At 68.5% G+C, this 20,899-nt stretch carries 21 protein-coding genes; 9 read left to right on the top strand and 12 right to left on the bottom strand.

Annotated features, from left to right (window positions below; genetic code table 11):
• Position 1 precedes the first annotated feature (1 nt).
• Positions 2 to 691 (top strand): LuxR C-terminal-related transcriptional regulator, encoded by a 690-nt coding sequence (locus tag AB0M24_RS29085; RefSeq protein WP_363774701.1) that lies wholly within the window; start codon positions 2 to 4, stop codon positions 689 to 691.
• Between the two features lie 146 nt (positions 692 to 837).
• Positions 838 to 1,563 carry a nucleotidyltransferase domain-containing protein gene (locus tag AB0M24_RS29080; RefSeq protein WP_363774698.1) on the top strand — a complete coding sequence of 242 codons (726 nt, stop codon included), beginning with the start codon at positions 838 to 840 and terminating at the stop codon, positions 1,561 to 1,563.
• Positions 1,564 to 2,085: 522 nt separating this feature from the next.
• Here AB0M24_RS29080 and AB0M24_RS29075 read toward each other — a convergent pair.
• Complete coding sequence (locus AB0M24_RS29075; RefSeq protein WP_363774695.1) at positions 2,086 to 2,475, bottom strand: DUF4267 domain-containing protein; 390 nt, start codon at positions 2,473 to 2,475, stop codon at positions 2,086 to 2,088.
• A gap of 91 nt (positions 2,476 to 2,566) precedes the next feature.
• Between AB0M24_RS29075 and AB0M24_RS29070 the strand changes: the two genes are divergently transcribed.
• Positions 2,567 to 3,154: a TetR/AcrR family transcriptional regulator gene (locus AB0M24_RS29070; protein WP_363774692.1), complete on the top strand. Its 588-nt coding sequence runs from the start codon at positions 2,567 to 2,569 to the stop codon at positions 3,152 to 3,154.
• On the opposite strand, the gene AB0M24_RS29065 is transcribed toward AB0M24_RS29070, so the two are convergent.
• Genes AB0M24_RS29065 through AB0M24_RS29050 form a run of 4 tightly spaced genes read right to left on the bottom strand, consistent with a single transcriptional unit; the run spans position 3,113 to position 6,823 of the window.
• Positions 3,113 to 4,273, bottom strand: coding sequence for a class I SAM-dependent methyltransferase (locus tag AB0M24_RS29065; protein WP_363774689.1), 1,161 nt, complete (start codon positions 4,271 to 4,273; stop codon positions 3,113 to 3,115). The genes AB0M24_RS29070 and AB0M24_RS29065 overlap by 42 nt on opposite strands.
• Before the next feature lies 1 nt (position 4,274).
• Positions 4,275 to 5,231, bottom strand: coding sequence for a class I SAM-dependent methyltransferase (locus AB0M24_RS29060; protein WP_363774686.1), 957 nt, complete (start codon positions 5,229 to 5,231; stop codon positions 4,275 to 4,277).
• On the bottom strand, positions 5,221 to 6,000 hold the full coding sequence (locus AB0M24_RS29055) for an enoyl-CoA hydratase-related protein (RefSeq protein ID WP_363774683.1): 780 nt from the start codon (positions 5,998 to 6,000) through the stop codon (positions 5,221 to 5,223). Before AB0M24_RS29055 ends, AB0M24_RS29060 begins: the two co-directional genes overlap by 11 nt.
• Positions 6,001 to 6,055: 55 nt before the next feature.
• On the bottom strand, positions 6,056 to 6,823 hold the full coding sequence (locus tag AB0M24_RS29050) for an ABC transporter ATP-binding protein (RefSeq protein ID WP_363775078.1): 768 nt from the start codon (positions 6,821 to 6,823) through the stop codon (positions 6,056 to 6,058).
• A 188-nt stretch (positions 6,824 to 7,011) separates the two neighbouring features.
• On the opposite strand from AB0M24_RS29050, the gene glgX reads away from it, so the two are divergent.
• The gene (glgX, locus tag AB0M24_RS29045; protein ID WP_363774680.1) at positions 7,012 to 9,126 is read left to right on the top strand and encodes a glycogen debranching protein GlgX; all 2,115 of its coding nucleotides are present in this window, start codon (positions 7,012 to 7,014) and stop codon (positions 9,124 to 9,126) included.
• Here the strand turns inward: glgX and AB0M24_RS29040 are convergent.
• Positions 9,097 to 10,002, bottom strand: a complete 906-nt coding sequence (locus AB0M24_RS29040) for a helix-turn-helix domain-containing protein (RefSeq protein ID WP_363774677.1) — start codon at positions 10,000 to 10,002, stop codon at positions 9,097 to 9,099. The two genes, glgX and AB0M24_RS29040, sit on opposite strands and share 30 nt — an antisense overlap.
• A 119-nt stretch (positions 10,003 to 10,121) precedes the next feature.
• Between AB0M24_RS29040 and AB0M24_RS29035 the strand changes: the two genes are divergently transcribed.
• Complete coding sequence (locus tag AB0M24_RS29035; protein ID WP_363774674.1) at positions 10,122 to 11,303, top strand: L-tyrosine/L-tryptophan isonitrile synthase family protein; 1,182 nt, start codon at positions 10,122 to 10,124, stop codon at positions 11,301 to 11,303.
• Here the strand turns inward: AB0M24_RS29035 and AB0M24_RS29030 are convergent.
• Positions 11,285 to 12,109: a PIG-L family deacetylase gene (locus AB0M24_RS29030; RefSeq protein ID WP_363774671.1), complete on the bottom strand. Its 825-nt coding sequence runs from the start codon at positions 12,107 to 12,109 to the stop codon at positions 11,285 to 11,287. The genes AB0M24_RS29035 and AB0M24_RS29030 overlap by 19 nt on opposite strands.
• Positions 12,110 to 12,375: 266 nt before the next feature.
• On the opposite strand from AB0M24_RS29030, the gene AB0M24_RS29025 reads away from it, so the two are divergent.
• Genes AB0M24_RS29025 through AB0M24_RS29015 form a run of 3 tightly spaced genes read left to right on the top strand, consistent with a single transcriptional unit; the run spans position 12,376 to position 14,514 of the window.
• Entirely contained in the window at positions 12,376 to 12,963 is a 588-nt protein-coding gene (locus tag AB0M24_RS29025; RefSeq protein WP_363774668.1) for a cysteine dioxygenase family protein, read from the top strand.
• Positions 12,960 to 13,349, top strand: a complete 390-nt coding sequence (locus tag AB0M24_RS29020; RefSeq protein ID WP_363774666.1) for a rhodanese-like domain-containing protein — start codon at positions 12,960 to 12,962, stop codon at positions 13,347 to 13,349. The genes AB0M24_RS29025 and AB0M24_RS29020 overlap by 4 nt, the downstream gene beginning before the upstream one ends.
• 43 nt (positions 13,350 to 13,392) lie before the next feature.
• On the top strand, positions 13,393 to 14,514 hold the full coding sequence (locus AB0M24_RS29015) for a hypothetical protein (RefSeq protein WP_363774663.1): 1,122 nt from the start codon (positions 13,393 to 13,395) through the stop codon (positions 14,512 to 14,514).
• Positions 14,515 to 14,530: 16 nt separating this feature from the next.
• Here AB0M24_RS29015 and AB0M24_RS29010 read toward each other — a convergent pair whose 3' ends face one another.
• The 4 genes from AB0M24_RS29010 to AB0M24_RS28995 all read right to left on the bottom strand — a co-directional run bounded on the left by AB0M24_RS29010 (position 14,531) and on the right by AB0M24_RS28995 (position 18,998).
• Positions 14,531 to 14,854 (bottom strand): hypothetical protein, encoded by a 324-nt coding sequence (locus AB0M24_RS29010; RefSeq protein WP_363774660.1) that lies wholly within the window; start codon positions 14,852 to 14,854, stop codon positions 14,531 to 14,533.
• Between the two features lie 246 nt (positions 14,855 to 15,100).
• A complete protein-coding gene (locus AB0M24_RS29005; protein ID WP_363774657.1) occupies positions 15,101 to 15,634 on the bottom strand; it encodes a hypothetical protein in 534 nt (177 codons plus the stop codon).
• Positions 15,635 to 15,958: 324 nt separating this feature from the next.
• Complete coding sequence (gene glgP, locus AB0M24_RS29000; RefSeq protein WP_363774654.1) at positions 15,959 to 18,547, bottom strand: alpha-glucan family phosphorylase; 2,589 nt, start codon at positions 18,545 to 18,547, stop codon at positions 15,959 to 15,961.
• A 103-nt stretch (positions 18,548 to 18,650) separates the two neighbouring features.
• Positions 18,651 to 18,998 carry an Imm10 family immunity protein gene (locus AB0M24_RS28995; RefSeq protein ID WP_363774651.1) on the bottom strand — a complete coding sequence of 116 codons (348 nt, stop codon included), beginning with the start codon at positions 18,996 to 18,998 and terminating at the stop codon, positions 18,651 to 18,653.
• 22 nt (positions 18,999 to 19,020) lie between these two features.
• On the opposite strand from AB0M24_RS28995, the gene AB0M24_RS28990 reads away from it, so the two are divergent.
• The gene (locus tag AB0M24_RS28990) at positions 19,021 to 19,365 is read left to right on the top strand and encodes an Imm1 family immunity protein (RefSeq protein ID WP_363774648.1); all 345 of its coding nucleotides are present in this window, start codon (positions 19,021 to 19,023) and stop codon (positions 19,363 to 19,365) included.
• Here the strand turns inward: AB0M24_RS28990 and AB0M24_RS28985 are convergent.
• Complete coding sequence (locus AB0M24_RS28985) at positions 19,346 to 20,899, bottom strand: serine/threonine-protein kinase (RefSeq protein WP_363774645.1); 1,554 nt, start codon at positions 20,897 to 20,899, stop codon at positions 19,346 to 19,348. The genes AB0M24_RS28990 and AB0M24_RS28985 overlap by 20 nt on opposite strands.

Here is a 20,899-nt window from a genome sequence, read left to right as displayed (position 1 = left end):
AGTGCACTCGTCGGACCTGCTCACTTCCGACGCCGTAGCGACCTGGCTCGATGCCCTGCCCGGCTGGCTCGTCGTGGGCACGGCCTGCACCCTGGAAGACCTCGTGCTGCTGTGCCGCTTGAGACCTCCGGACGTGGTGGTCGGCCAGCTCGCACCGGAACTCGTACCGGAATTTCCACTCGTGCCGCTGTGCCCGACGTGCGGGCTGGCCTCGTTGCGCGCCTCTTTGGAGCACGTGCCGTTGGCTCCGCTGCGCCGGGTCGCACCGGGAGCGTTGACGGACCGCGAGATGGAAGTGCTCGCGTACGTCTGCTCCGGACTGTCGGCTGTGCTGGTCGCGTCGGCCTTGCAGCTCTCACCGCACACAGTGGTCAACTACAAGCGGCGTATCTTCGCGAAGCTCGGCGTGCAGAGCCGGGTGCAGGCCGCCGCTGTGGTGGCACGGCTGGGGCTGGTGCGGACTCCTTGTCGCGGGGTGGCGATGCCGGACAACGTTCCTGCGCTCACACATCGGGAGCACGACATCCTGGCGTCGATCGCGCGCGGGGATTCGGTGCGGCAGACGGCTTCGGCGCTGGGAATCGCGGTGAAGACGGTGGAGTCGGAGCAGCGGCAGCTGTTCTTCAAGCTGCGGGTGCACAACCGGGCGCAGGCGCTGGCCGAGGCGCACCGGCTGGGGCTTCTCACGTAAGGGATTGGCGTCCCTGCAGGGTTCTTCGTCCGTGCGTCGGTTGGTGATCTACCAGAACACTGCGCTGACATGGGCAATCACACCGGACGTGGACTTGACGGTTCGCCCGCGTCGGCCCCTCGAGCCGAGGCCAATAGTGTTGGGTGGTGTTCACCGTTTCGGAACGCGACCAGCTGCGTCGTGACCTGGTCAACGCCGCCGACACCGACCCGCGCGTGATCGGAGCGGCGCTGACCGGGTCAGCGGCCGTGGGCAGGGAAGATCGCTGGTCGGACATCGACTTCGCGCTGTCCGTCGACGGGGAGATCGACGTGGTGGTGACCGACTGGACCGCGCTGATGTACGCGTGCGGCGCGGTCAGCCACCTCGACGTGCGGCGCGGGGCCGTGCTGTTCCGCGTGTTCCTGATGCGGTCGACCCTGCAGGTCGACATCGCCTTCTGGCCCGCCACCGAGTTCGGCGCGACCGGGCCGACGTTCCGGCTGCTCTTCGGTGAGGCCCAGGAGATTCCGCACTCCGTCCAGCCGGATCGGGCCGAGCTGATCGGGCTCGCCTGGCTGTACGGGCTGCACGCGCGGTCGTCGATCGAACGCGGCCGTTCTTGGCAGGCGCTCTACATGGTCAACGGGATGCGGGACCACGTGATGTCGTTGTGGTGCCTTCGCGAGGGGGTCAACGCGGTGCAGGGGCGCGGGCTGGACGACCTGGCCGATGCCTCCGCGTTCGCCGGGACGCTCGTGCTGTCGACGCATCCCGACGAGCTGCGGAGGGCGTTCCACGTGCTGACCGGGCTGCTGGTCGGCGAGATCAGCGACTCGGAGCTGGCTGCTGCGGTGCGGGCGCTGTCGCCTGGGGTCGCGGCGCAGGGGTGAGCGGGAGGTGTGCTGCCGTGGGACGCCTGGACCGGCCTGGACCGCAGGTCGTCCGAGACGGTGGCCGAGCCGGGGTGCTCCGGGGTCGCGGCTCGGTGCCGACAGCGGACTTGCTGGCGCTGACTCCCGAGCGGCGGCCCAGCGGCGGTGAGCAGCGAGTACGCGGCCGCTGAGCCGGAAGCTGCCGACTGACAGGCGGTGCACCTTTGGGGCAGGCGTGCACCTCTGGGCAGGCGTGCACCTCTGGGGCAGACGGCAGGGATGCAGGCGGTTGTCTCCCGCGGCAGCCGCACACCCTGGCGGCTGCACGGGCATTCCCTCTCCGGGCGTGGGGCTGAAGCGCTCCCGGATCAGCTGCTCGGCGCCGACTGCGGACGGGCTGCCAGCGGCTCAGCGCTGGGGTGCGGCCGGGCTGGAGCTGTCCCCGCATCAGCGGCTCAGCGCTGAGTGCAGCCGGATTGAAGCTCACCCCCGCATCAGCGGCTCAGCGCTGGCTGCGGCCGGCTGAAGCGCTCCCCAGGATCAGCGGCTCGGAACCGGTTGCGGGCGTGCCGGTGCTGTTTCCCTGAGCAGCAGGCCCGCGGTGAGCAGTACCAGCACGGCCGCCGAGCCGTGGACGCTGAGCGCGATGCTCAGCGGGCCTCCGCTCGTGATCACCGCCAGGCAGTCGCCGATCGGGATGATCGCGTCGGCCAGGACCACCCAGCCCAGGGCTCGGCGTTGTTTCAGGAGCAGCAGGATCAGCGCTGTCAGGCCGTAGGCGAGGTCGCGCACGCCCTTCACCACGTAGTAGCCGGACGGGTCGACCACGCCGAAGCCCGCTGCGGCGCCGTGGCCGTTGAGCAGGTAGTTCAGGCCGAAGACGAAACCCGCCAGCACGACTAGCCAGGCCATGATCGTGGTCAAACGCATGATGTCCTCCCAGAAGTTCTAGCGTTGCTAGCTGCAAGAGCGACGCTAACATTGGTGCGCTCGGATGTCTAGCGGTGCTAGATTTGGAAGCGTGAGCATCCAGAACCGGCGCGAGCGGGAACGCGCGGAACGTCACCAGCTGATCATCGACGCGGCCAGGGAGTTGGCTGAGGCCGAGGGCTGGGAGGCGGTCACCACGCGCCGGCTCGCGGAGAAGGTCGAGTACAGCCAGCCGGTGCTCTACAGCCACTTCAAGGGCAAGGACGCGATCGTGCGGGCGGTCGCGATCCAGGGGTGCGGCGAGCTGGCCCGGCTGTTGCGCCAGGCGAGGCCGAAACAGAGCGAGTCACGGCTGCGGGCCGCGGCGGAGGCGTACCTCGAGTTCGCGGAGAAGCGGCCCGCGCTGTACGCCGCGATCTTCGTGCTGGAGGTCGACCTGCCGTGGGGCACCGACGAGATCCCGCAGGAGCTGCGCGACGCGTTCGGCGAGCTCGTGGCCGCGGTCCAACCCGTTGCGGGGGAAAGGGATCTGGAGACGCTCACCGAGGTCTTCTGGAGCACGCTGCACGGCATCGCCACGCTCACGCACGGCAAACGGTTGCGGCCCAGCCATCACGAGGCCCGGCTCGACCTGGCGCTAGGTGCGCTCAGCGGAACAGAGCAGGAACACCGGCTTTGAGCCGACGCGGGTCAGCACCACCGTTGCCTCGGAAGCACCGGAGAGCTTGAGTCGCTTGCGGAGCGTGTTCGGGTCGACGTCCAGGCCGCGCACCAGGATCTCCAACCGGCCGATCCCGCGCGTCTTCAGCAACGACTTGAGGGCTTTCTCGGTGTAGTGGCCGTGTTCGAGCACGCGGAACGCGCGGATGCCAGGGGGCGCAACGTCTCCGCTGAGGTACGCGATGCGTTCGTCGAGCTGCCAAAGGCCGTGGCGCGCCGCGTAGTGGCGGACCAGGCCCGCGCGCACGACCGCGCCGTCCGGGTCGATGAGCCACTCGCCGGGCTCGGCCACGGCGCAGTCGTCGGGTTCGGCGTCCGTGATCGTCCACGACGAGTCGCCGTGGATCACGGTCGCGCGGCGCGAAACCCCTGCTGTGGCAAGGCCGCGAGTCCACAGGCAGGCTTCGCGGACAGAGCCGTCGAGCGACACGAGCTCGATCTCGTCGGCCCAGGGTGCGACCGCGAAGTCGATGCCGGGTGCACATTTCACCGCGAGATCGACGCCCGCATAAACAGAAGACAGCTCGTCCAATGGCGGCACGAAGTCGGCAGGGTGCCACTTGCGGCGGCCGGCGGAGTCACGACGGGCCGGGTCCGCGGTGACGGCCGAAGCACGCGAGACCGGGCGCAGAGCGTCGGCCTGGACGACCAGCCGACCCGGAACGTTGTTGCGCGCCATGGCAAGCCGGACCGGATCGAGGTCCGAGCCGATGCACCGCGAAGCGACGGCACTCAGCTCGAAGAGGTCCGCGCCCACAGAACAGGTCACGTCGTGAACATCGCGACCGGCGAACCGCACAGCACGATGCCGGGCGACGGCAGAAGCGGTGGCCTGCTGGAGAGCGTCGTCGGTGAAGAGCCAGCCGGCAGAAGAGTCCAGTTTGGACGAAGCACGACGGCGCAGCAGCACGGTTTCCACAACGGGCGCAAAAGAAGCACCCAGCAGCTTGCGAGCGACACCTACGTCGTGCAAGCGGGAAGAGTCGGTGAAGGGCAACGCGTCCACCTCGGCCACAGCGGCGACTCCCGCGGCAGACCGAAGGAACTCCACGTCGGCAGAGGTGAACGCGTACCCCAACTCAGGAAGACTTCTTGCCGGTGACCGACACGTTGTAGAACACCTCGCGCGGCAGCACCTTCGACAGCACGTTCTGGTCGACCCACGAGAGGTTCTGCCAGGTGCGGTAGGCGAACATCGCCCACCCGAAGCCCAGCTTCTCGCGCGGCACGGCGGCCTCGAACGTCCGCACCGGCCAGCCGAACAGAGCCGCCGACAGCTCGTCCGTCACGGCGTGCACGTCAACCGCGCCCGCGCGACGAGCCGTGGCCTCGAGCTGGTCCGGGTCGAACGTGTGCAGGTCGACGACAGCTTCGAGCGCCGCGGCACGGGAGGACTCGTCGAGCTCCTCCTGCGGACGACGCCACCCACCCAGAGCAGGCACGGCCTTGGTGATGTTGGTGGTCAGCCACCACGTCGCCTGGCCGAGCTTGCGGGCGTAGAAGTTGCCGATGTTCGTCGGGTCGCCCGCGAACACGAACTTGCCGCCGGGCTTCAAAACCCGCAGCACCTCGCGCATCGCCGTCTCCACATCGGGGATGTGGTGCAGCACCGCGTGACCGACGACGAGGTCGAACGTGTTGTCGTCGTACGGGATCCGCTCGGCGTCGGCAACGCGGCCGTCGACGTCGAGGCCCAGGTGCTGAGCGTTGCGCAGCGCGACCTCGACCATGCCGGGCGACAGGTCGGTGACCGAGCCCTTCTTGATCACGTCGCCCTGCATCAGGTTCAGCAGGAAGAAACCCGTGCCGCAGCCCAGTTCCAGCGCGTGCTCGTACGGTCCGACGTCACCGGCGGCGGCGCGGAAGCGGTCCGTCGCGTAGGTGATGCAGCGGTCGTCGTAGGAGATCGACCACTTCTCGTCGTACGTGCCCGCTTCCCAGTCGTGGTAGAGCACCTGGGCGAGCTTGGTGTCCTTGTAGGCCGCCTCGACCTCCGCAGCCGAAGCGTGCGGGTTCGGTGCCGGATCAGTTGCCACTGAACTTCGCCTTCCCGGGCCCGTTCTCGATGAACGACTCGACGCCCGCCTTCTTGTCCTCCGTCGCGAACAGCGCCGCGAAGAGGTGGCTCTCCAACTTCAGGCCCGACTCCAGGTCGGTGTCCAGACCACCGTCGACGGCGGCCTTCGTCGCTGCCAACGCCAGAACCGGCCCGTTGACGAACTGCTTGGCCCAGCGCACCGCCGCCGCGTACACGTCGTCCGGCGCCACGACCTCGTCGATCATGCCGATCTCCAGCGCCTCCTGGGCGCCGACGAACCGGCCGGTGTACAGCAGGTCCTTGGTCTTCGAAGGACCGATCAACCGGGCGAGGCGCTGCGTGCCGCCACCGCCGGGGATCAGGCCCAGCAGGATCTCGGGCTGGCCGACCTTGACGTTGTCACCGGCGATCCGGCGGTCACACCCCAGCGCGACCTCGAACCCGCCACCTAGCGCGTACCCGGTCAGGGCGGCGACCGTCGGCTTCGGCACAGACGCAAGAGCACCCAGAGCGTCTGACAGACCCTTGGCCCGCAGCGTCATCTCGGCGTGGGAGATCTGCGCGAACTCCTTGACGTCCGCACCGGCCGCGAAGACCTTCTCGCCGCCGTAGACGATGACCGCGTAGACGTCCGAACGCTCGGAGGCCTCGCGCGCAGCGGCCTGGAGCTCGGTCTGCACCTGCCGGTTCAGGGCGTTCATCGGCGGCCGGTCCAGACGGATCGTGCCGATCCCGTCCTCGACTTCCAGCCTCACGAACTCAGCCACGCAGCCCTCCACAGTTAGTCGCGACGGCAGTGTCACGTTACCCGGCGGTAGCTTCTCAGACCTTTCGGCGGGCGAAGAACCGCTCCCCCGACTTTTGCAGTTCGAGGTCCTGACCGAACGTCTTTGAGAGGTTTTCCTCAGTGAGGGTGTCCTCGAGCAGGCCTTGAGCGACGACCGAGCCCTCGCGCAGCAGCAGGGCGTGCGTGAAGCCGGGCGGGATCTCCTCGACGTGGTGCGTGACCAGCACCATCGCCGGCGCGTCCGGGTCGAGGGCCAGCTCGGACAGCTTCGCGACGAGGTCCTCGCGGCCGCCCAGGTCGAGGCCCGCGGCGGGCTCGTCGAGCAGCAGCATCTCGGGGTCCGTCATCAACGCGCGGGCGATCAGGGTGCGCTTGCGCTCGCCTTCGCTCAACGTGCCGTAGAGGCGGTCGGCGAGGTGCTCGATGCCGAGCGTGCCGAGCAGCTCGCGGGCGCGGTCGGTGTCCTGCCTGCCGTACTCCTCGCGCCAGCGGCCGAGCACCGCGTACCCGGCGGAGACGACCAGGTCGACGACCTTCTCGTCGCCGGGGACGCGGCCGTTCAGGGCCGCGGAGCACAGGCCGATGCGCGGCTTGAGCTCCTGGACGTCGGTCTTGCCCAGGCGTTCGCCCAGGAGGTGGACCTTGCCCTTGGTCGGGTGCAGCTCAGCGCTGGAGAGCCGGAGCAGGGTGGTCTTGCCGGCGCCGTTCGGGCCCAGCACCACCCAGCGCTCGTCCAGTTCCACGCTCCAGTCGATGTTGCCGACCAGCGTGTTCTTGCCTCGGCGGACAGACACGCCCGCCATGTGCACGACCAGATCTGTCACGTCGACGTCCGCCACGCCTCGCATTCTTCCGAACGGGTCCGGCGGAGCTGGAGTCGGGCCCGGGTGCACCCTGCGTGACGGTGGGACAACCGCGATAGGCAGACCGACTGCGCCGCCGGTGTGAACTCTCCAGTTTTTTGCCGGTGACGGATGCCAAGATCGGAGGTATGGCTACGCGACCCGAGTCCGAGGTGCTGGCAGGCCGTCCGTTCCCACTGGGGGCACACGCCGAGGCAGGCGGTGTCCGGTTCGCGGTGACGTCCCATGTCGCCGATGCGGTAGAGGTCTGTCTGATCAACGACGACGGGACGGAGAAGCGGGTCGAGCTGACCGAGCGCACGTTCGGCGTGTGGCACGGTCTCGTCCCCGGCGTGACGCCTGGGCAGAAGTACGGGTTCCGCGTGCACGGCCCGTATGACACGGGCCGAGGCCTGCGGTGCAACCCCGCCAAGCTCCTCGTCGACCCGTACGCGCGCCAGATCTCCGGCAAGATCACGAACCTCAGGGCGTCGCTCGGGTACGTGGGCGACCCGATGCACGGCCCTCCGTCGGCGATCGACTCGCTCGGCTCAGTTCCTCTGTCGGTCGTGAGCTCACCCGGCGGCGCGGACACCGGCGTCAAGCCCGAGGTGCCGTTCGAAGAAGCCGTCATCTACGAGATGCACGTCAAGGGCTTCACGAAGAACCACCCGGACATCCCGGAGAAGCTGCGCGGCACGTACCTCGGCCTGGCGCACCCGGCGGCGGTCGAGCACCTGACGAGGCTCGGCGTCACCAGCGTCGAACTCCTGCCCGTGCAGGCGTTCCAGGACGAACCGTCGCTGATCGGCCGGAACGCGGGCAACTACTGGGGCTACTCCCCGCTCGGCTACTGCGCGCCCCACGCGGCGTACGCGAGCGAGCCGGGCAACGAGATCCAGGAGTTCCGCACGATGGTGGCCGCGCTGCACGCCGCGGGCATCGAGGTGCTGATCGACGTCGTCTACAACCACACCTGCGAGGGCGGTCCGGACGGGCCGACCCTCTGCTTCCGCGGGTTCGACGCGCCGGGCTACTACCTGCACGCGGGCGGCGGCAGCACCGTCGACATCACCGGCTGCGGGAACACGCTGGACGCCGGGTCGCCGCAGGTCGTGAGGCTGGTGACGGACTCGTTGCGGTACTGGGCCGACGAGATGGGCGTGGACGGGTTCCGGTTCGACCTCGCGTCGACGATGGGCAGGCCCGGCGGCGGGTTCTTCGACCGGGACAGCGCGCTGCTCACGGCGATCACGACGGATCCGGTGCTGTGCCGGGCGAAGCTGATCGCGGAACCGTGGGACGCGACGGGCGACGGTTATCGGGTCGGAGACTTCGGCGTGCAGTGGGCCGAGTGGAACGGCCGTTATCGGGACACGGTCAGGGACTTCTGGCGCGGGCACACGTCGGTGCGCGACCTGGCGTATCGGCTCAGCGGCTCGTCCGACCTCTACGCGGACGACCTGCGCAGGCCCTGGCAGTCGATCAACTTCATCACCGCGCACGACGGCTTCACGTTGCGAGACCTGGTGTCCTACAACGACAAGCACAACGAGGAGAACGGCGAGGAGAACCGCGACGGCACCAACGACAACCGGTCGTGGAACTGCGGCGCGGAAGGCGAGACGGACGATCTCGACGTGCTCACGTTGCGGGCCAGGCAGGCGCGCAACCAGCTCGCGACGCTGCTGCTGTCCACCGGCACGCCGATGATGGTGGCGGGCGACGAGATGTGGCGGACGCAGGGCGGCAACAACAACCCCTACTGCCTCGACAACCGGGTATCGTGGGTGGACTGGACGGAGACCGAGGCCGGCAAGGCGCTGCTCGGCTTCACGCAGAAGGTCATCGACCTCAGGTCCAGCTCGCCGGCGTTGCGCCAACCCGAGTTCTTCGAGGGCCGCACGACGCCCAGCGGCAACCCGGACCTGGTGTGGTTCCGGCCGGACGGACGGGAGATGGCCGAGACCGACTGGTTCGACGAGGGCCGCCGCACGCTCGGCATGTTCATCGACGGCTCGAACTGCCTGTCGCGCACGAGGGACGGCGAGCTGGTGTCGGACGACTCGTGGCTGCTGCTGATGCACGCCGGCGCGGACCCGATCACGGTGACGCTGCCGCACGAGCGGTACGGGCCGTCGTACGAGCCCTTCCTCGACACGACGACGCCGGACGGCTCCCCGAACGATCCCGGCACGGTCGCGCCGAAGTCGAAACTGACGCTGGAGCCGCGCTCACTGCTGCTGCTCCGCGTACCGCGCTGATTCCCGGTAATTCGCCGGTGTGACTCCGGTCATCCGCTTGAAATGATCGCGCAACGTGCTCGCACCGCTGAATCCGACAGAGCGGGCGATCTGGTCGACCGTGTCCTGCGTCGTTTCCAGCAACGTCTTCGCGGTGTCGATGCGGCGCGCCAGGATCCACTGGCCGGGTGAGAGGCCCGTCTCAGCTCGAAACCTGCGGATCAGCGTGCGCTGCGAGAGATGTGCGCGCGCTGAGAGCTCACCCAGCGACAACGGCGATTCGAGGTTGTGAACAATCCATTCTCGAAGCGCGGACAGGCTATCAGTTTCCCCACTTTTCAGACTTCCATTCGACAGCAATCGGACAGGAAAACCTTCCGAGTCACGCCGGGTGAGATGCCGCAGCAACGCCACGGTTCCGGCCGTGTCGCTCGACGTGCAAACACCTTCCCACTCGGCGTACGGCGCCCCGGGAGCAACGTCGACCTGCGGAAACCGGCGCGCGAACACGTCTGCCCACTCGGCACTGACCGCGGCCACGCCGTCGTTCAGCACACCGGCCTCTGCCAGCACGAACGCGCCGGTCGAGAGCCCGACTACCCGCGCACCGGCCGCCCGCGCCGCCTGCAGCGCCGCCGCCAGCTCCACCGTGACGGAACGGTTGACGCTGGTGAACGCGGGCACGACAACGGTGTCCGCATAGCGCAGCAGTTCGAGTCCACCATGCGTCTCAATAAGCAGCCGGTTCGACGTTCGCACGTTTTGCCCATTGAGGCACGCATATCTCAATTGGTATCGGACCGCACCTTCGGACAGGTCGTCCTCGAATGCCCTGGACACCATCCCGAGGTCGAGCAGCACTGCACCTTCAGGCACGAACACGACAACCTTGCGCATTGGCCGGATCCCTCCCCCAGTGGCGATTTTCAGCCCTTGGCAGCGGCGGAGATCTCTGCCGAGAATAGCAACAAATCCGCGCCGCACTCGTTTGTCGCCAACTGCGAGGGAGCAACGCCGTGCTCGATGTGGAAACGGTGGATCCGTGGTTCGTGATGCTCAGCCCGACGGAACCCGTGCGCGGCGGAGTGGCAGCACTCGGAGTGACCGAACCCGAGCCCGAGGTCGTCGAGTCGATTGACCACAAGTCAATTCGGGAGACCGCGCTGGCCGAGGCGGAGGCGTTCATCGGCAAGATCGCGCCGAAGCTCAACCGGATCGACGACCCCGCCAGGCGGATCTTCGAGATCATGGCGTGCGGGCGGTACCGGGCGGGCAGCGTCGAGAAGACCAGGTTCACCGAGAACTGGGAGCTGTGGCAGGACACCCTGCGCCTGCACGTCGAACAGGGCACGCCGATCCCGGTGACGCTGCCGTCGTACCCGTTCAAGATCCCGAACCCGGTGAAGGTCCGCCGCCGCTCCCCCGACATGGCCGAGCTGCTGAACCTGCAGCGGCTGCTCGAGCTGAGCCACGCGATCAGCCTCGTGCACGAACCCGGCGCGGTGATGCACGTGATCAGCGACGGCATGATCTACGGCCCGTTGTTCGGCGTCAGCGACCACGAGGCGCGCTGCTACCGGGCCGACGCCGAGCGGATGATCCGCGACCTCGACGCCGAGAAGACGATCACGATGGTCGACATGCTCGACGACGTCGTGGCGTCGGTGCAGGACGAGTTCGACGACGTGAAGGCACGCCTGGAACCCAAGGTGCGCAAGTGGTGGGAGGACAACACCGACGACGCGCATCGCAAGTACCTCGTCCGCAACCTCACGGCGAACATGAACACCCACGCCGAGGCCGTGCACCTGCTGAGCCAGGTGCTCTCGCGCACGGTCGCCGGTGAGGACGTCGCCGAAGCGGCGGAGGAGATGCGCGCCGTCGGCGACCACATCCTCAAGCGCGCCGACGAGTACGCGTTGCGGTTCACGCTCACGCTCTACACGTTGAAGATCATGAACATGGTGCCGCGCTACTACCCGCAGTCGATCCGCGGCACCGTGCACCCGAAGCCCGGCCAGTGGGGTTTCCACCTGGTCAACAAGTTCACGAACGTCTTCCCGTGGCAGGGAGTCGCCGTGCTGAAGCCGAACGGCCAGTGGCGGGTGCGCACCGAGCTCGACGCCAAACTGCGCGGCGCGCTCCCGGTGCACCTCCCGAACGACCCTTTCCCTTACTACTACCGGGAAACCGACTGAGGCAGATCGATGTACTCGTGCGGATCCGCGGCCGCCGGGTCGATCATGAGCTTGCCGACGCTGTGGTACCCGAGCGCGTACCTGCCGCGCCTCGGGTCCCAGCGCGAGTACTCCGCCAGCGCCTGCCGCTTGCGCGCGAACTGCTTGTCGCTCAACGGAAGCACGTAGTCGGCGGTGCGCTGCTCAAGCGGGTAGGTGTAGCCGTAGACCCAGTAGAACCGGAGATCGAGGCCCGTGAGGCCTTCCGCGGCCTCACGGCACGCCTTGTGCGTGAGGTTCGGCTCGTTCGGATCCCAGCCGTGGACCACGTCGCGGTAGCCGTTGACCAGCTTGTGCGACGCGCCGGGATAGCGGGCCTCGAACTCCAGGATCGTGTCGCGGACCTCCCGCACGAACCCCGCGTAGTCGGTCCACGCCGAGTCCGGACGGTCCCGCACCACCACCCGGTCGACGCCGAGACGGGCCGCCGCGGCCCTGAACTCGGCGGTGCGGCCGCGGACGACGTCGTCCTGCACGAGTCCGAAGCTGTGTGAACCACCGCCGGGGCAATCCGTCCCCAACGGACAGTCCGCGGTGCCGTTCATGATGTCCAGCAACCCGCCGTTCTCACCCCGCGTGAGCAACACCAGGATCACCTGGCGGCCGGCTTCCTTGTGCTCGCGGATCGAGCCGGCCATCGCGAGCGACTCGTCGTCCTGGTGCGGTGAGTAGAAGATCGCGGGTGGCGCGGCCGCGTGAGCCGTGCCCGTGGGCAGCAGGGTTGCGGCGGCACCGAGTGCGAGCGCCTTTCGGCGACTGAGCTCCATGACGACCTGACTACGGTCCGGAGTCGGCCGGTCGCAAGCTCTGGTGAAGACCACAGATCACTCCGTGGACGCTCTAGCCACTTTCCGAACTCGTCTGGCACCATCACGGTCGTGGTCGTCTACTGCTGGACTGACCGCACGATCGATCTCGTTCTCGTGGCGTCGTGCGGGTGTAGCTCGACGCGACGCACGCGCTGACCCGAGCGCCCTGCGTCGCGTCTTGATCGCTACCCCCGTAAGAGCGACGCGACCCCAGGAGCGAGTGCGTGACTTCGACGTACGCCGATCATGATCAATTCGATGTGCACCCGGCGCTGGACACCCAGCTGCTGCGCGACGTGATCCACCCGTCCCGCGACCTGTGGACCCCACGTGAGCTGCGCAATCTCACCTCGTTCGTGGCGAGCGAGCTGACCACCGGACTGCTGCAGATCCTCGACTACTCGACCGAACGCCGCTGGTGGGCGCGTCTCGGCCTGACCGAGGGCGTCGAGCTGTGGCTGCTGTCGTGGCTGCCCGGACAGGGCACCGAACCGCACGACCACGGCGGCTCCGCGGGTTCGTTCACGGTGCTGACCGGCAAGCTGAACGAGGACTACCGCTACCCGGCGGGCCCGATCCGCACCGCCGTGCGCGGCACCGGCGAGGCCATCGGCTTCGGCTCAGGACGCGCGCACCAGGTCACCAACCCGTTCGACGCGCCGGCCGCGACCGTGCACGCCTACTCGCCGCCGCTCGTGCCGACCCGCGAGTACGCCTCGTTGCTCGACATCCCCGACTCGATCCCGCCGCTGCCCGCGCAGCGCCTTCCGCTGGCCGAACTGCGTCAGCTGGCCGACCAGGAGGGCCCGTGAGCAACGTCGACCGCATCCTCGACGAGGCGCGAACGCACCTGAAGCGCCTCGAACCTCAGGAGCTTCACCAGCTGGAGGACGCGCTGATCGTCGACATCCGGCCTGCCCACAACCGGTTGGCCGAGGGCGAGATCGAGAACTCCGTCGTGGTCGAGCGGATCGTGCTGGAGTGGCGCCTCGACCCGACCGGTGACTGGCGACTGCCCGGGTTCACCGCGGACACGACCGTGGTCGTCGTGTGCAACGAGGGGTATTCGTCGTCGCTGGCGGCCAGGGATCTGCAACGGATCGGGCTGCCGAACGCCACGGATCTCGTGGGCGGGTATCGGGGCTGGCGTGCGGCGGGACTGCCCATCAGAGAAGGCGGCTCGCAGGCTGTCGTCTGATCCGCACGTGGAACCGCGGTCACGCCGGTAGCGTCTGGGAACCGTGACAGTTGTGCGCTGGGTCGTGACGGCCCTGGTCGTGATCGGCACGATCGCCTGGAGCCTTCCCGACTGGTACGTCGGCCTCGCCGGAGCCCTCGTCGGGCTGCTGCTCGAACTCACGGCGGTGCAGGCGGGTCTGGCGCTCGGTGCCGTCCTCTTCGGACTGCGGATCACCCACCTGATCATCGGCATCGGCAGCGAGCTCAAGTCGTGGACCTACACCCACCGGCGGATCGTGCTGCGCAACATCCCGGTGCTGGCCACGATCGGGATCACCGGACTGAAGCCGGGGGTGCGCAGGCGGACCGTCCTCACCGGAGCGTTCTCGATCTTCTTCTGCGCGGCGATCGCGGCCGCCACCTGGTTCGCGACCGGGTCGGCGTTCGGCAAGGGTCTCGCGCTCGCCGCCACCGCGTGCTTCTTGCTCCAGCTCGTGCCGGTCGAGCAGCCCGGGAACACGAGTCTCGGCTGGTTCGTGTTCTCGCTGCCGAAGCTCACCGGGCGGCGGCTGGGTGAGCTGGAGGCGCGGCCGCGGGTGCTCGCCGGCATGGACGCCTACCACCGCGGTGACCTCGACGAGGCCGAGCGGATTCACGCCGAGCTGGCGCAGGACCACCCCGACCTGCTCACCGTCGTCGGGCTCAAGGTCGTCACGGCGTGTGCCCGCGAGAAGTACCTCGACGCGCTGCAGACCGTGGTGGGGCTGAACGGGCGGACCGACCTCGGCACGCGTGAGCTGGCGTTCGTCATGGCGACCACAGCCGGTGTCGCGGTGCAGGCGGTCGAGGCCGGGCAGTTCCCCGCGGAGGTCGGGCTGGAGACGGCTCGCAGCATGCTCGGCAACGCCTACGAGGCCGGGTATCCGAAGCACCGGTCGAACGGGACGCTGGCGGTCATCGCGCTGCTCGAAGGCGACACCGCGAAAGCCAGGCAGCTCGCCGGGTGGGCGGCCGAGAGCAGCGAGAACGCGCTCGGGCGGGCCGACGACCTGATCACGATCGCGCGGGCGTGGATGGCGGACGGCAACAACGCGAAGGCCCGCGAGCTCGCGGCCGAAGCACACGAGCTCGCGGGCTGGAACCCGCGGGTGGCGGCGACCCGCGCCCGTCTGGAGATCAGCTGAAGCGCTAGATCATTTTTCAGCCGGGGAAACCGGGCGAATTGTTGCCGTTCCCGCCCGAGTTGCCCGCGCCGACGTTGTTGCCGCCGCCACCGTTGCTGTTGCCGATGCCTCCGTTGTTGTTGTTTCCGACGTTGTTGCCATTCCCCCCGATGTTGCCCGATCCGGTGACGTTGCCGTTGCCGTGCGTCCACGGGTTGTGCGACAGCGCGGTGATCGTGATGGGACCAACGAGCTGCGTGTCCAGCACGTCGCGGCTCTGGTAGGGCGCGGCCTGTGCGGCAGAGGCGAACAGACCCATACCGGCGACTGCGACTCCGAGGACGATTGCTTTCTTGATCATCTGCGGTTTTCCGTTCTGCTTGCAGCGGATCGAGCAATCGCAGGTTAACCACATCATCCGAGCAAAAACGAATCGGTCGCACCATTGTGTGCAATTACAAAAAGCGCTTGGACTGCGACAAATGGGTGACGAGGCAGGTCGTCACCGCTATTCCCGACTGCGCGGAATACTACGGAGCGCACACGGGAAAGGGCCCGTCACCGAGATCGGTGACGGGCCCTTTCCCACCCCGCGTGCTGATCAGCTCTACTCGACGGGCAACGGGATGGGCAGCGACGGCAGACCACCCGCGGGTACCGGCAGGCCGCACTTCTGCAACAGGTCGGTGACCGTCTTGAGCAGTGTCGTCAGGATCCCGGTGATCTTTCCGACGTCCGGCAGCCCGCCTCCCAGGGCGCCGAGGACCGTGCCGCCGAGACCGGCGATGGACGAGATCAGGTTCAGCACGACCGGCAGGCACTGGTCGACAGGACCGGTGTACTCGACCGCCTTCACCGGCAACGGCACCGGCGCGCTCACCGGGAGTGCCGGCAGACAGCCGGAACTCTGCAGCGCCGACACCAGGCCGAGCAGGTCGCCGATCAACGGTGTCACCGCGCCCAGGTTGGGCAGGGGCAACAGACTGGTGACGGTTTTCGTGAGCTTTCCGGCGAGGTCGGTGACAAGACCCGCACAAGCGGCCGGTAGTTCTGGTGCGGCGGGCGTCGCCAGGGCAGCCGGGGTCGATGACGCGGTGAACAGAGCTGCGACGAGCGAGAGTGCGGTAATCGTTTTCTTCACGGCTACCTTCTTCCTCAATGCGCAATTCACTGGAGCCGCGCCGGGAATGCCATCACAGGAATTCTGGTGCGGTTCATTCCATGTGGACGAGCGTATGCCCGGTCACCGGCCCCTACCAGCGGAGATCGCGAATTCACCCACTCGAAAAAGTACTCATTCGATTGAGGGAAGCCACTGAATCGAGCGCACGCCTGGAGCAGGTCACGAGCAGTGAACAGGAAACAAGGAAGACGGACACATCAGGGCATCCAGCCCGCCGTTTGAAGGCGAACTGGATGCCCTGTGTTGATCTCGTAAAGCGATCAACTAGTGATCAGCCGGCGATCAGCTGGCCAGAACGACCCTGCCGAGCTCCGCCGAGGTGGCCAGCAGGCCGTGCCGCGGCAGCACGCGGACGGTGTAGCCGAGCGCTCCGGCGTGCGGCAACGGCACCTCCGCCTCGTAGTTCCCGTTGCCCGCGTAGCTCATCGGCGCGGTGACGATGTCCTTGAGCTCGTCGGAGTCGTGCGACACCTTGCCGAGCACGACCTGAACGTCCACTTCGGACGGCTCCAGCCCTGCCAGCTCCACCCGTGCCCGCACGATGACCGGCGCGCCCAGCACCGGCACGGACGAGCCGCCGAGCACCAGGTCGCTGTCGAGCACCCGCACCCGCGTCCACGACGCGCGCAGCCGGTGCCGGTAGGCGGACAGCTCCTTCGCGCCGCGGAAGCCCTCGCCGACGACGGTCTGCGCGGACGCGGCGGCCGGGGCGTAGTAGGTCTCCACGTACTCGCGGACCATGCGCGAGGCCTGCACGACCGGCCCGAGCGAGGCCAGCGTGTGCCGGACCATCGACATCCAGCGGGTCGGCACGCCGTCCTCGCCGCGGTCGTAGAACAGCGGCGCGACCTGCTGGCCGAGCAGCTCGTACAGGGCGTTGGCCTCGAGGTCGTCGCGGCGGATCGGGTCGTTGACGCCATCCGCGGTCGGGATGGCCCAGCCGTTCGAGCCGTCGTAGAGCTCGTCCCACCAACCGTCCCGGATGGACAGGTTGAGGCCACCGTTCAGCGCGGCCTTCATGCCTGAGGTGCCGCACGCTTCGAGGGGGCGCATCGGGTTGTTGAGCCACACGTCGCAGCCCCAGTACAGGTACCGGGCCATGGACATGTCGTAGTCGGGCAGGAACACGATCCGGTGCCGCACGCCCGCGTCGTCGGCGTAGCGCACGATCTGCTGGATCAGCGCCTTGCCGCCGTCGTCGGCCGGGTGCGACTTGCCCGCGACCACGAGCTGCACGGGCCGTTCGGGGTGCAGCAGCAGGTTCCGCAGGCGCTCCGGGTCGCGCAGCATCAGCGTGAGGCGCTTGTACGTCGGCACGCGCCGGGCGAACCCGACGGTCAGCACGCCGGGGTCGAACACGCCGTCGGTCCAGCCGAGTTCGAGGGCTGACGCGCCGCGCTGCAGCCACGACTCCCGCAGCCTGCGGCGGACCTCGTTGACCAGGCGGCCGCGCAGGGTGCTGCGAAGCTCCCACAGCCCGGCGTCGGTGACCGGCTCGAACGCGCCGAAGCCGAGCCCGGCGCTCTGGTTGTCGGCTTCGTTGGCGCCGAGCAGCTTGTTCATCTCGGTCGCGGCCCACGTCGGCCCGTGCACGCCGTTGGTGACCGACCCGATCGGCACCTCGGTGGCGTCGAAGCCCGGCCAGAGCCCGCGGAACATGTCGCGGCTGACCTCACCGTGCAGTTTGGACACACCGTTGGCGCGCTGGGCGAGCCGCAGCCCCATGTGGGCCATGTTGAACATGCCGGGGTTGTCCTCGGCGCCGAGCGCGAGGATGCGCTGGGTGTTCACGCCGGGCACGAGGTTCTCCGCGCCGAAGTAGTGCTGGACCAGATCGACCGGGAACCTGTCGATGCCGGCGGGCACGGGCGTGTGCGTGGTGAACACGGCACCCGCGCGCGCAGCCGTCAGCGCCTGGTCGAAGTCGAGACCGTCGTTGGTGATGTACTCGCGGATCCGCTCGAGGCCGAGGAAGCCCGCGTGGCCCTCGTTGGTGTGGAAGACCTCGGGCTGCGCGTGCCCGGTGAGCTCGCAGAACGTCCGCACGGCCCGCACGCCGCCGATGCCAGCGAGGATCTCCTGGCGGATCCGGTGGTTCTGGTCGCCGCCGTAGAGCCTGTCGGTGACGCCGCGCAGGTCCTCGTCGTTCTGCTCCACATCGGAGTCGAGCAGCAGCAACGGCACCCGGCCGACCTGCGCCCGCCAGATCTTGGCGCGCAGCATCCGGTCGCCCGGCATCGCCACGTGCACGAGCAGCGGCAGCCCGGACGGCTCGGTGAGCAGCTCCAGCGGCAACCCGCGCGGGTCGAGCGACGGGTAGTGCTCCTGCTGCCAGCCGTCGAGCGACAGCGACTGCCGGAAGTACCCCGACCTGTACAGCAGACCGACCGCGATCAGCGGAACGCCCAGGTCAGAGGCCGCCTTGAGGTGGTCGCCGGCGAGGATGCCGAGGCCGCCCGAGTAGTTCGGCAGCGCCTCGTGCACGCCGAACTCCATCGAGAAGTACGCGACGCTCGTGGGCAACGGGGTGTCTTTCGTGCTTCCGTGCTCACGGCGCTGGGCGATCTCGTCCTGCCGGCGCTGGTACCAGCGCGGCCCCTCGACGTAACGCTCCAGGTCGGACGCGAGCGCGTGCAGTTTCAGCAGGAACTGCTCGTCTCTCGCGAGTGCCTCCAGCCTCCCCGCGTCGACGACGGAGAGCAGGCGCAACGGGTCGCCACCGACCTCGGACCAGACGCGGGAGTCGATCGAGGCGAAGAGGTCCTGCGTGGGCGGGTGCCACGTCCAGCGCAGGTTGGTGGCGAGCGTGCTCAGCGCGGACAGGGGCTCCGGCAGGCTGGCTCGGACGGTGAACCGGCGAAGTGCTCGCATGACGAGCGAACTTACCTGCCACCCCTGAGTGCCTGACAACGTTCCCGGTCACACCTGCAACGACTTGCAGAACCGGTCAAGACGGGGACCGGCCGTGAGCAGGTCAGAAGCGCAGCTCGGGGCGTTTGGCGGTGGCGCCCCAGTCGAGGAGGCGGCGGAGGTTCGCCGGGAGGTCGGCGAGGCCGGTCGCCTTGTCGTGAAGATCGATCACAACAGTCGGCGAGATCTCCAGGATCTCCGCGTCCTCTGCGGTGAACTCCAGCGTGAGGAGCACGCCGTCCAGCCGAACCCGGCTCAGGCAGCCGTAGAGGGTGGCGCCGCGTTCGGTCGAGACGCAGTAGGAGTCCATTCCGTACTGAACGTCCTGTTCCTCCGGTTCATCGGTGGACCGTTGGATCGAGAACGTCCTGCGCACCCCGGTCTCGTCGAGCCCGGCGATCGCCACTTCCACGTCTGAGTGCGAATCTGGAGTCATGTCCGAGTTGGCTCGCGAGTTCCTCATGTACGTCCACACGCGTGCGACCGACCGCGCCGCCAAACGTGAATGCTGGTCGTACACGCGTGGCGAGGTCACGCTGACGCTCGGCCTCGGTCCCGGCGTCGGCTTCGCACTGTGGACGGACGGCACCGAGTGGATCACGTCAGGCGGGACGAACGGCGAGCCCGTCACCTACGAGACCGACGAGGACACCACCGAGGACTTCCCCGCGGGCTGCGAGCACCCCATCGGCGTGGTCATCGCCGTGCTGGAACGGTTCGTCGAGCACGGCGACCGCGGATCCGACGTCGAGTGGCAGGTCAGGGCCGGTTCATCTTGACGATCTGCAGCTCGGCGCCCTTGCCGTCGATGTTGATCGTGTACTCCTCGGTGGAGGTCTTGTTCGTCTCCGCGGCGGTCAGGTCGGCGGCCTGCGTCACCTGGAACGTGCCGTCGTCGGACGCCGTGACCAGCGGGTTCCCCTTGAGCGCGACCTTGGTGTACTCGCCCCAGTACTCCTTCTCGGAGTTCGCGCTCGGGGCTTCGTCCGGCGCCCAGAACACGACCGACTCGGCGGCGTTCTGCGGCAGCTTCGAGAAGTACCGCTGCACGAACTGGGTGACCTGAGCCTTGCTGAACTTGGTGGCGGGCGGTGCCGACGACGGCTTGCTCGGCTCGGTCGTCGGCGTCGGCTTGTCGGTCGTGTACGTCGGCTTGTCGGTCGTCGGCACCGGGGTGTTCTGCGTCGTCGGCTTCGTAGTCGTGGTGCTGGGGCCGGCGGCGCTGTTGTTGTCCTTGCCGTAGTTGTTGATCAGCACGTACGCGAGGCCGCCGATCAGGAGCACGGCGAGGACCGCGGCGGCGATCGCTAGGCCTCGGCTCTTCTTCGGCGCCGGCTCGGGCTCGTAGTCGTCGTAGTCGTCGTACGCGGGCTGAGGCGCGGGCGGACGGGTGCGCGGGCCCTGCGGAGGCATGGTGTTGTGCGTGCGCGGGCCGGCCCCCATCACGGCGGTGCCGGACGGCGGCGTCATCGGCCGCGGCGGGATCACGGCGGTGGCCGGGACGGCGTTGCCCTCGGAGATCGCCTTCAGCTCCGCCGCCGCCTGGGCCGCGGTCGGGCGCTGCGACGGCTCGTTGGCCAGCATGCGCACGAGCAGCGGGGTGAGCGGGCCCGAGCGCATCGGCGGGCGGGTCTCGCCGCGCGCGACCTTGTAGAGCAGGCCTAGGTCGTTCGTGCTCTTGCCGAACGGTGGCTCGCCCTCGGTCATCGCGTAGATCGTCGCGCCGAGCGAGAACACGTCCGACGGCGGCGCGGGCTCGGCACCGCGGGCGAGTTCCGGCGCGAGGTACGCGGGCGTGCCGGCGAGCATGCCGGTCTTGGTGACGGCGACGTCGCCCAGCGCGCGCGAGATGCCGAAGTCGGTGATCTTGACGAGGCCGTCGCGTCCAATGAGGACGTTGCCGGGCTTGATGTCGCGGTGCACGATCCCGGCGCTGTGGGCGGCGGCCAGCGCGGAGGCGGCCAGCGACCCGATGCGAGCGGCCTCGAGCGGAGGCATCGGCCCGCGCTCGTCGAGGATCGCGGACAGGTTCTTGGACGGCAGGTACTCCATGACCAGGCACGGCTTGCCGTTGTCGAGCACGACGTCGTACACGGCGATCGCGTTCGGGTGCTGCAGCCGCGCGGCGATGCGGCCTTCCCGCATCGCGCGCTGCACGGCCTCGTGGGCCTCCGCCGGCTGCACGTCGTTCAGGAGCATCTGCTTGACCGCGACGTCCCGGTGCAGGAGCTCGTCGCGTGCTCGCCACACGACGCCCATCGCACCGGCGCCGAGCTGGTCGAGGAGGACGTAGCGGTCGCCAAGCTTGTTCAC

The sequence above is a fragment of the Lentzea sp. NPDC051838 genome (genome assembly GCF_040681245.1).
Taxonomy (GTDB): domain Bacteria; phylum Actinomycetota; class Actinomycetes; order Mycobacteriales; family Pseudonocardiaceae; genus Lentzea.
This window is presented reverse-complemented; position numbering and strand designations above follow the sequence as displayed.

Excerpts from the sequence above, each read along its gene's own strand:
- AB0M24_RS28990 (WP_363774648.1), top strand. The coding sequence starts at position 19,021 with ATGTCCGAGTTGGCTCGCGAGTTCCTCATGTACGTCCACACGCGTGCG.
- AB0M24_RS29010 (WP_363774660.1), bottom strand. The coding sequence starts at position 14,854 with ATGATCAAGAAAGCAATCGTCCTCGGAGTCGCAGTCGCCGGTATGGGT.
- glgX (WP_363774680.1), top strand. The coding sequence starts at position 7,012 with ATGGCTACGCGACCCGAGTCCGAGGTGCTGGCAGGCCGTCCGTTCCCA.
- glgP (WP_363774654.1), bottom strand. The coding sequence starts at position 18,547 with ATGCGAGCACTTCGCCGGTTCACCGTCCGAGCCAGCCTGCCGGAGCCC.
- AB0M24_RS29075 (WP_363774695.1), bottom strand. The coding sequence starts at position 2,475 with ATGCGTTTGACCACGATCATGGCCTGGCTAGTCGTGCTGGCGGGTTTC.
- AB0M24_RS29050 (WP_363775078.1), bottom strand. The coding sequence starts at position 6,823 with ATGGCGGGCGTGTCTGTCCGCCGAGGCAAGAACACGCTGGTCGGCAAC.
- AB0M24_RS29040 (WP_363774677.1), bottom strand. The coding sequence starts at position 10,002 with ATGCGCAAGGTTGTCGTGTTCGTGCCTGAAGGTGCAGTGCTGCTCGAC.
- AB0M24_RS29030 (WP_363774671.1), bottom strand. The coding sequence starts at position 12,109 with ATGGAGCTCAGTCGCCGAAAGGCGCTCGCACTCGGTGCCGCCGCAACC.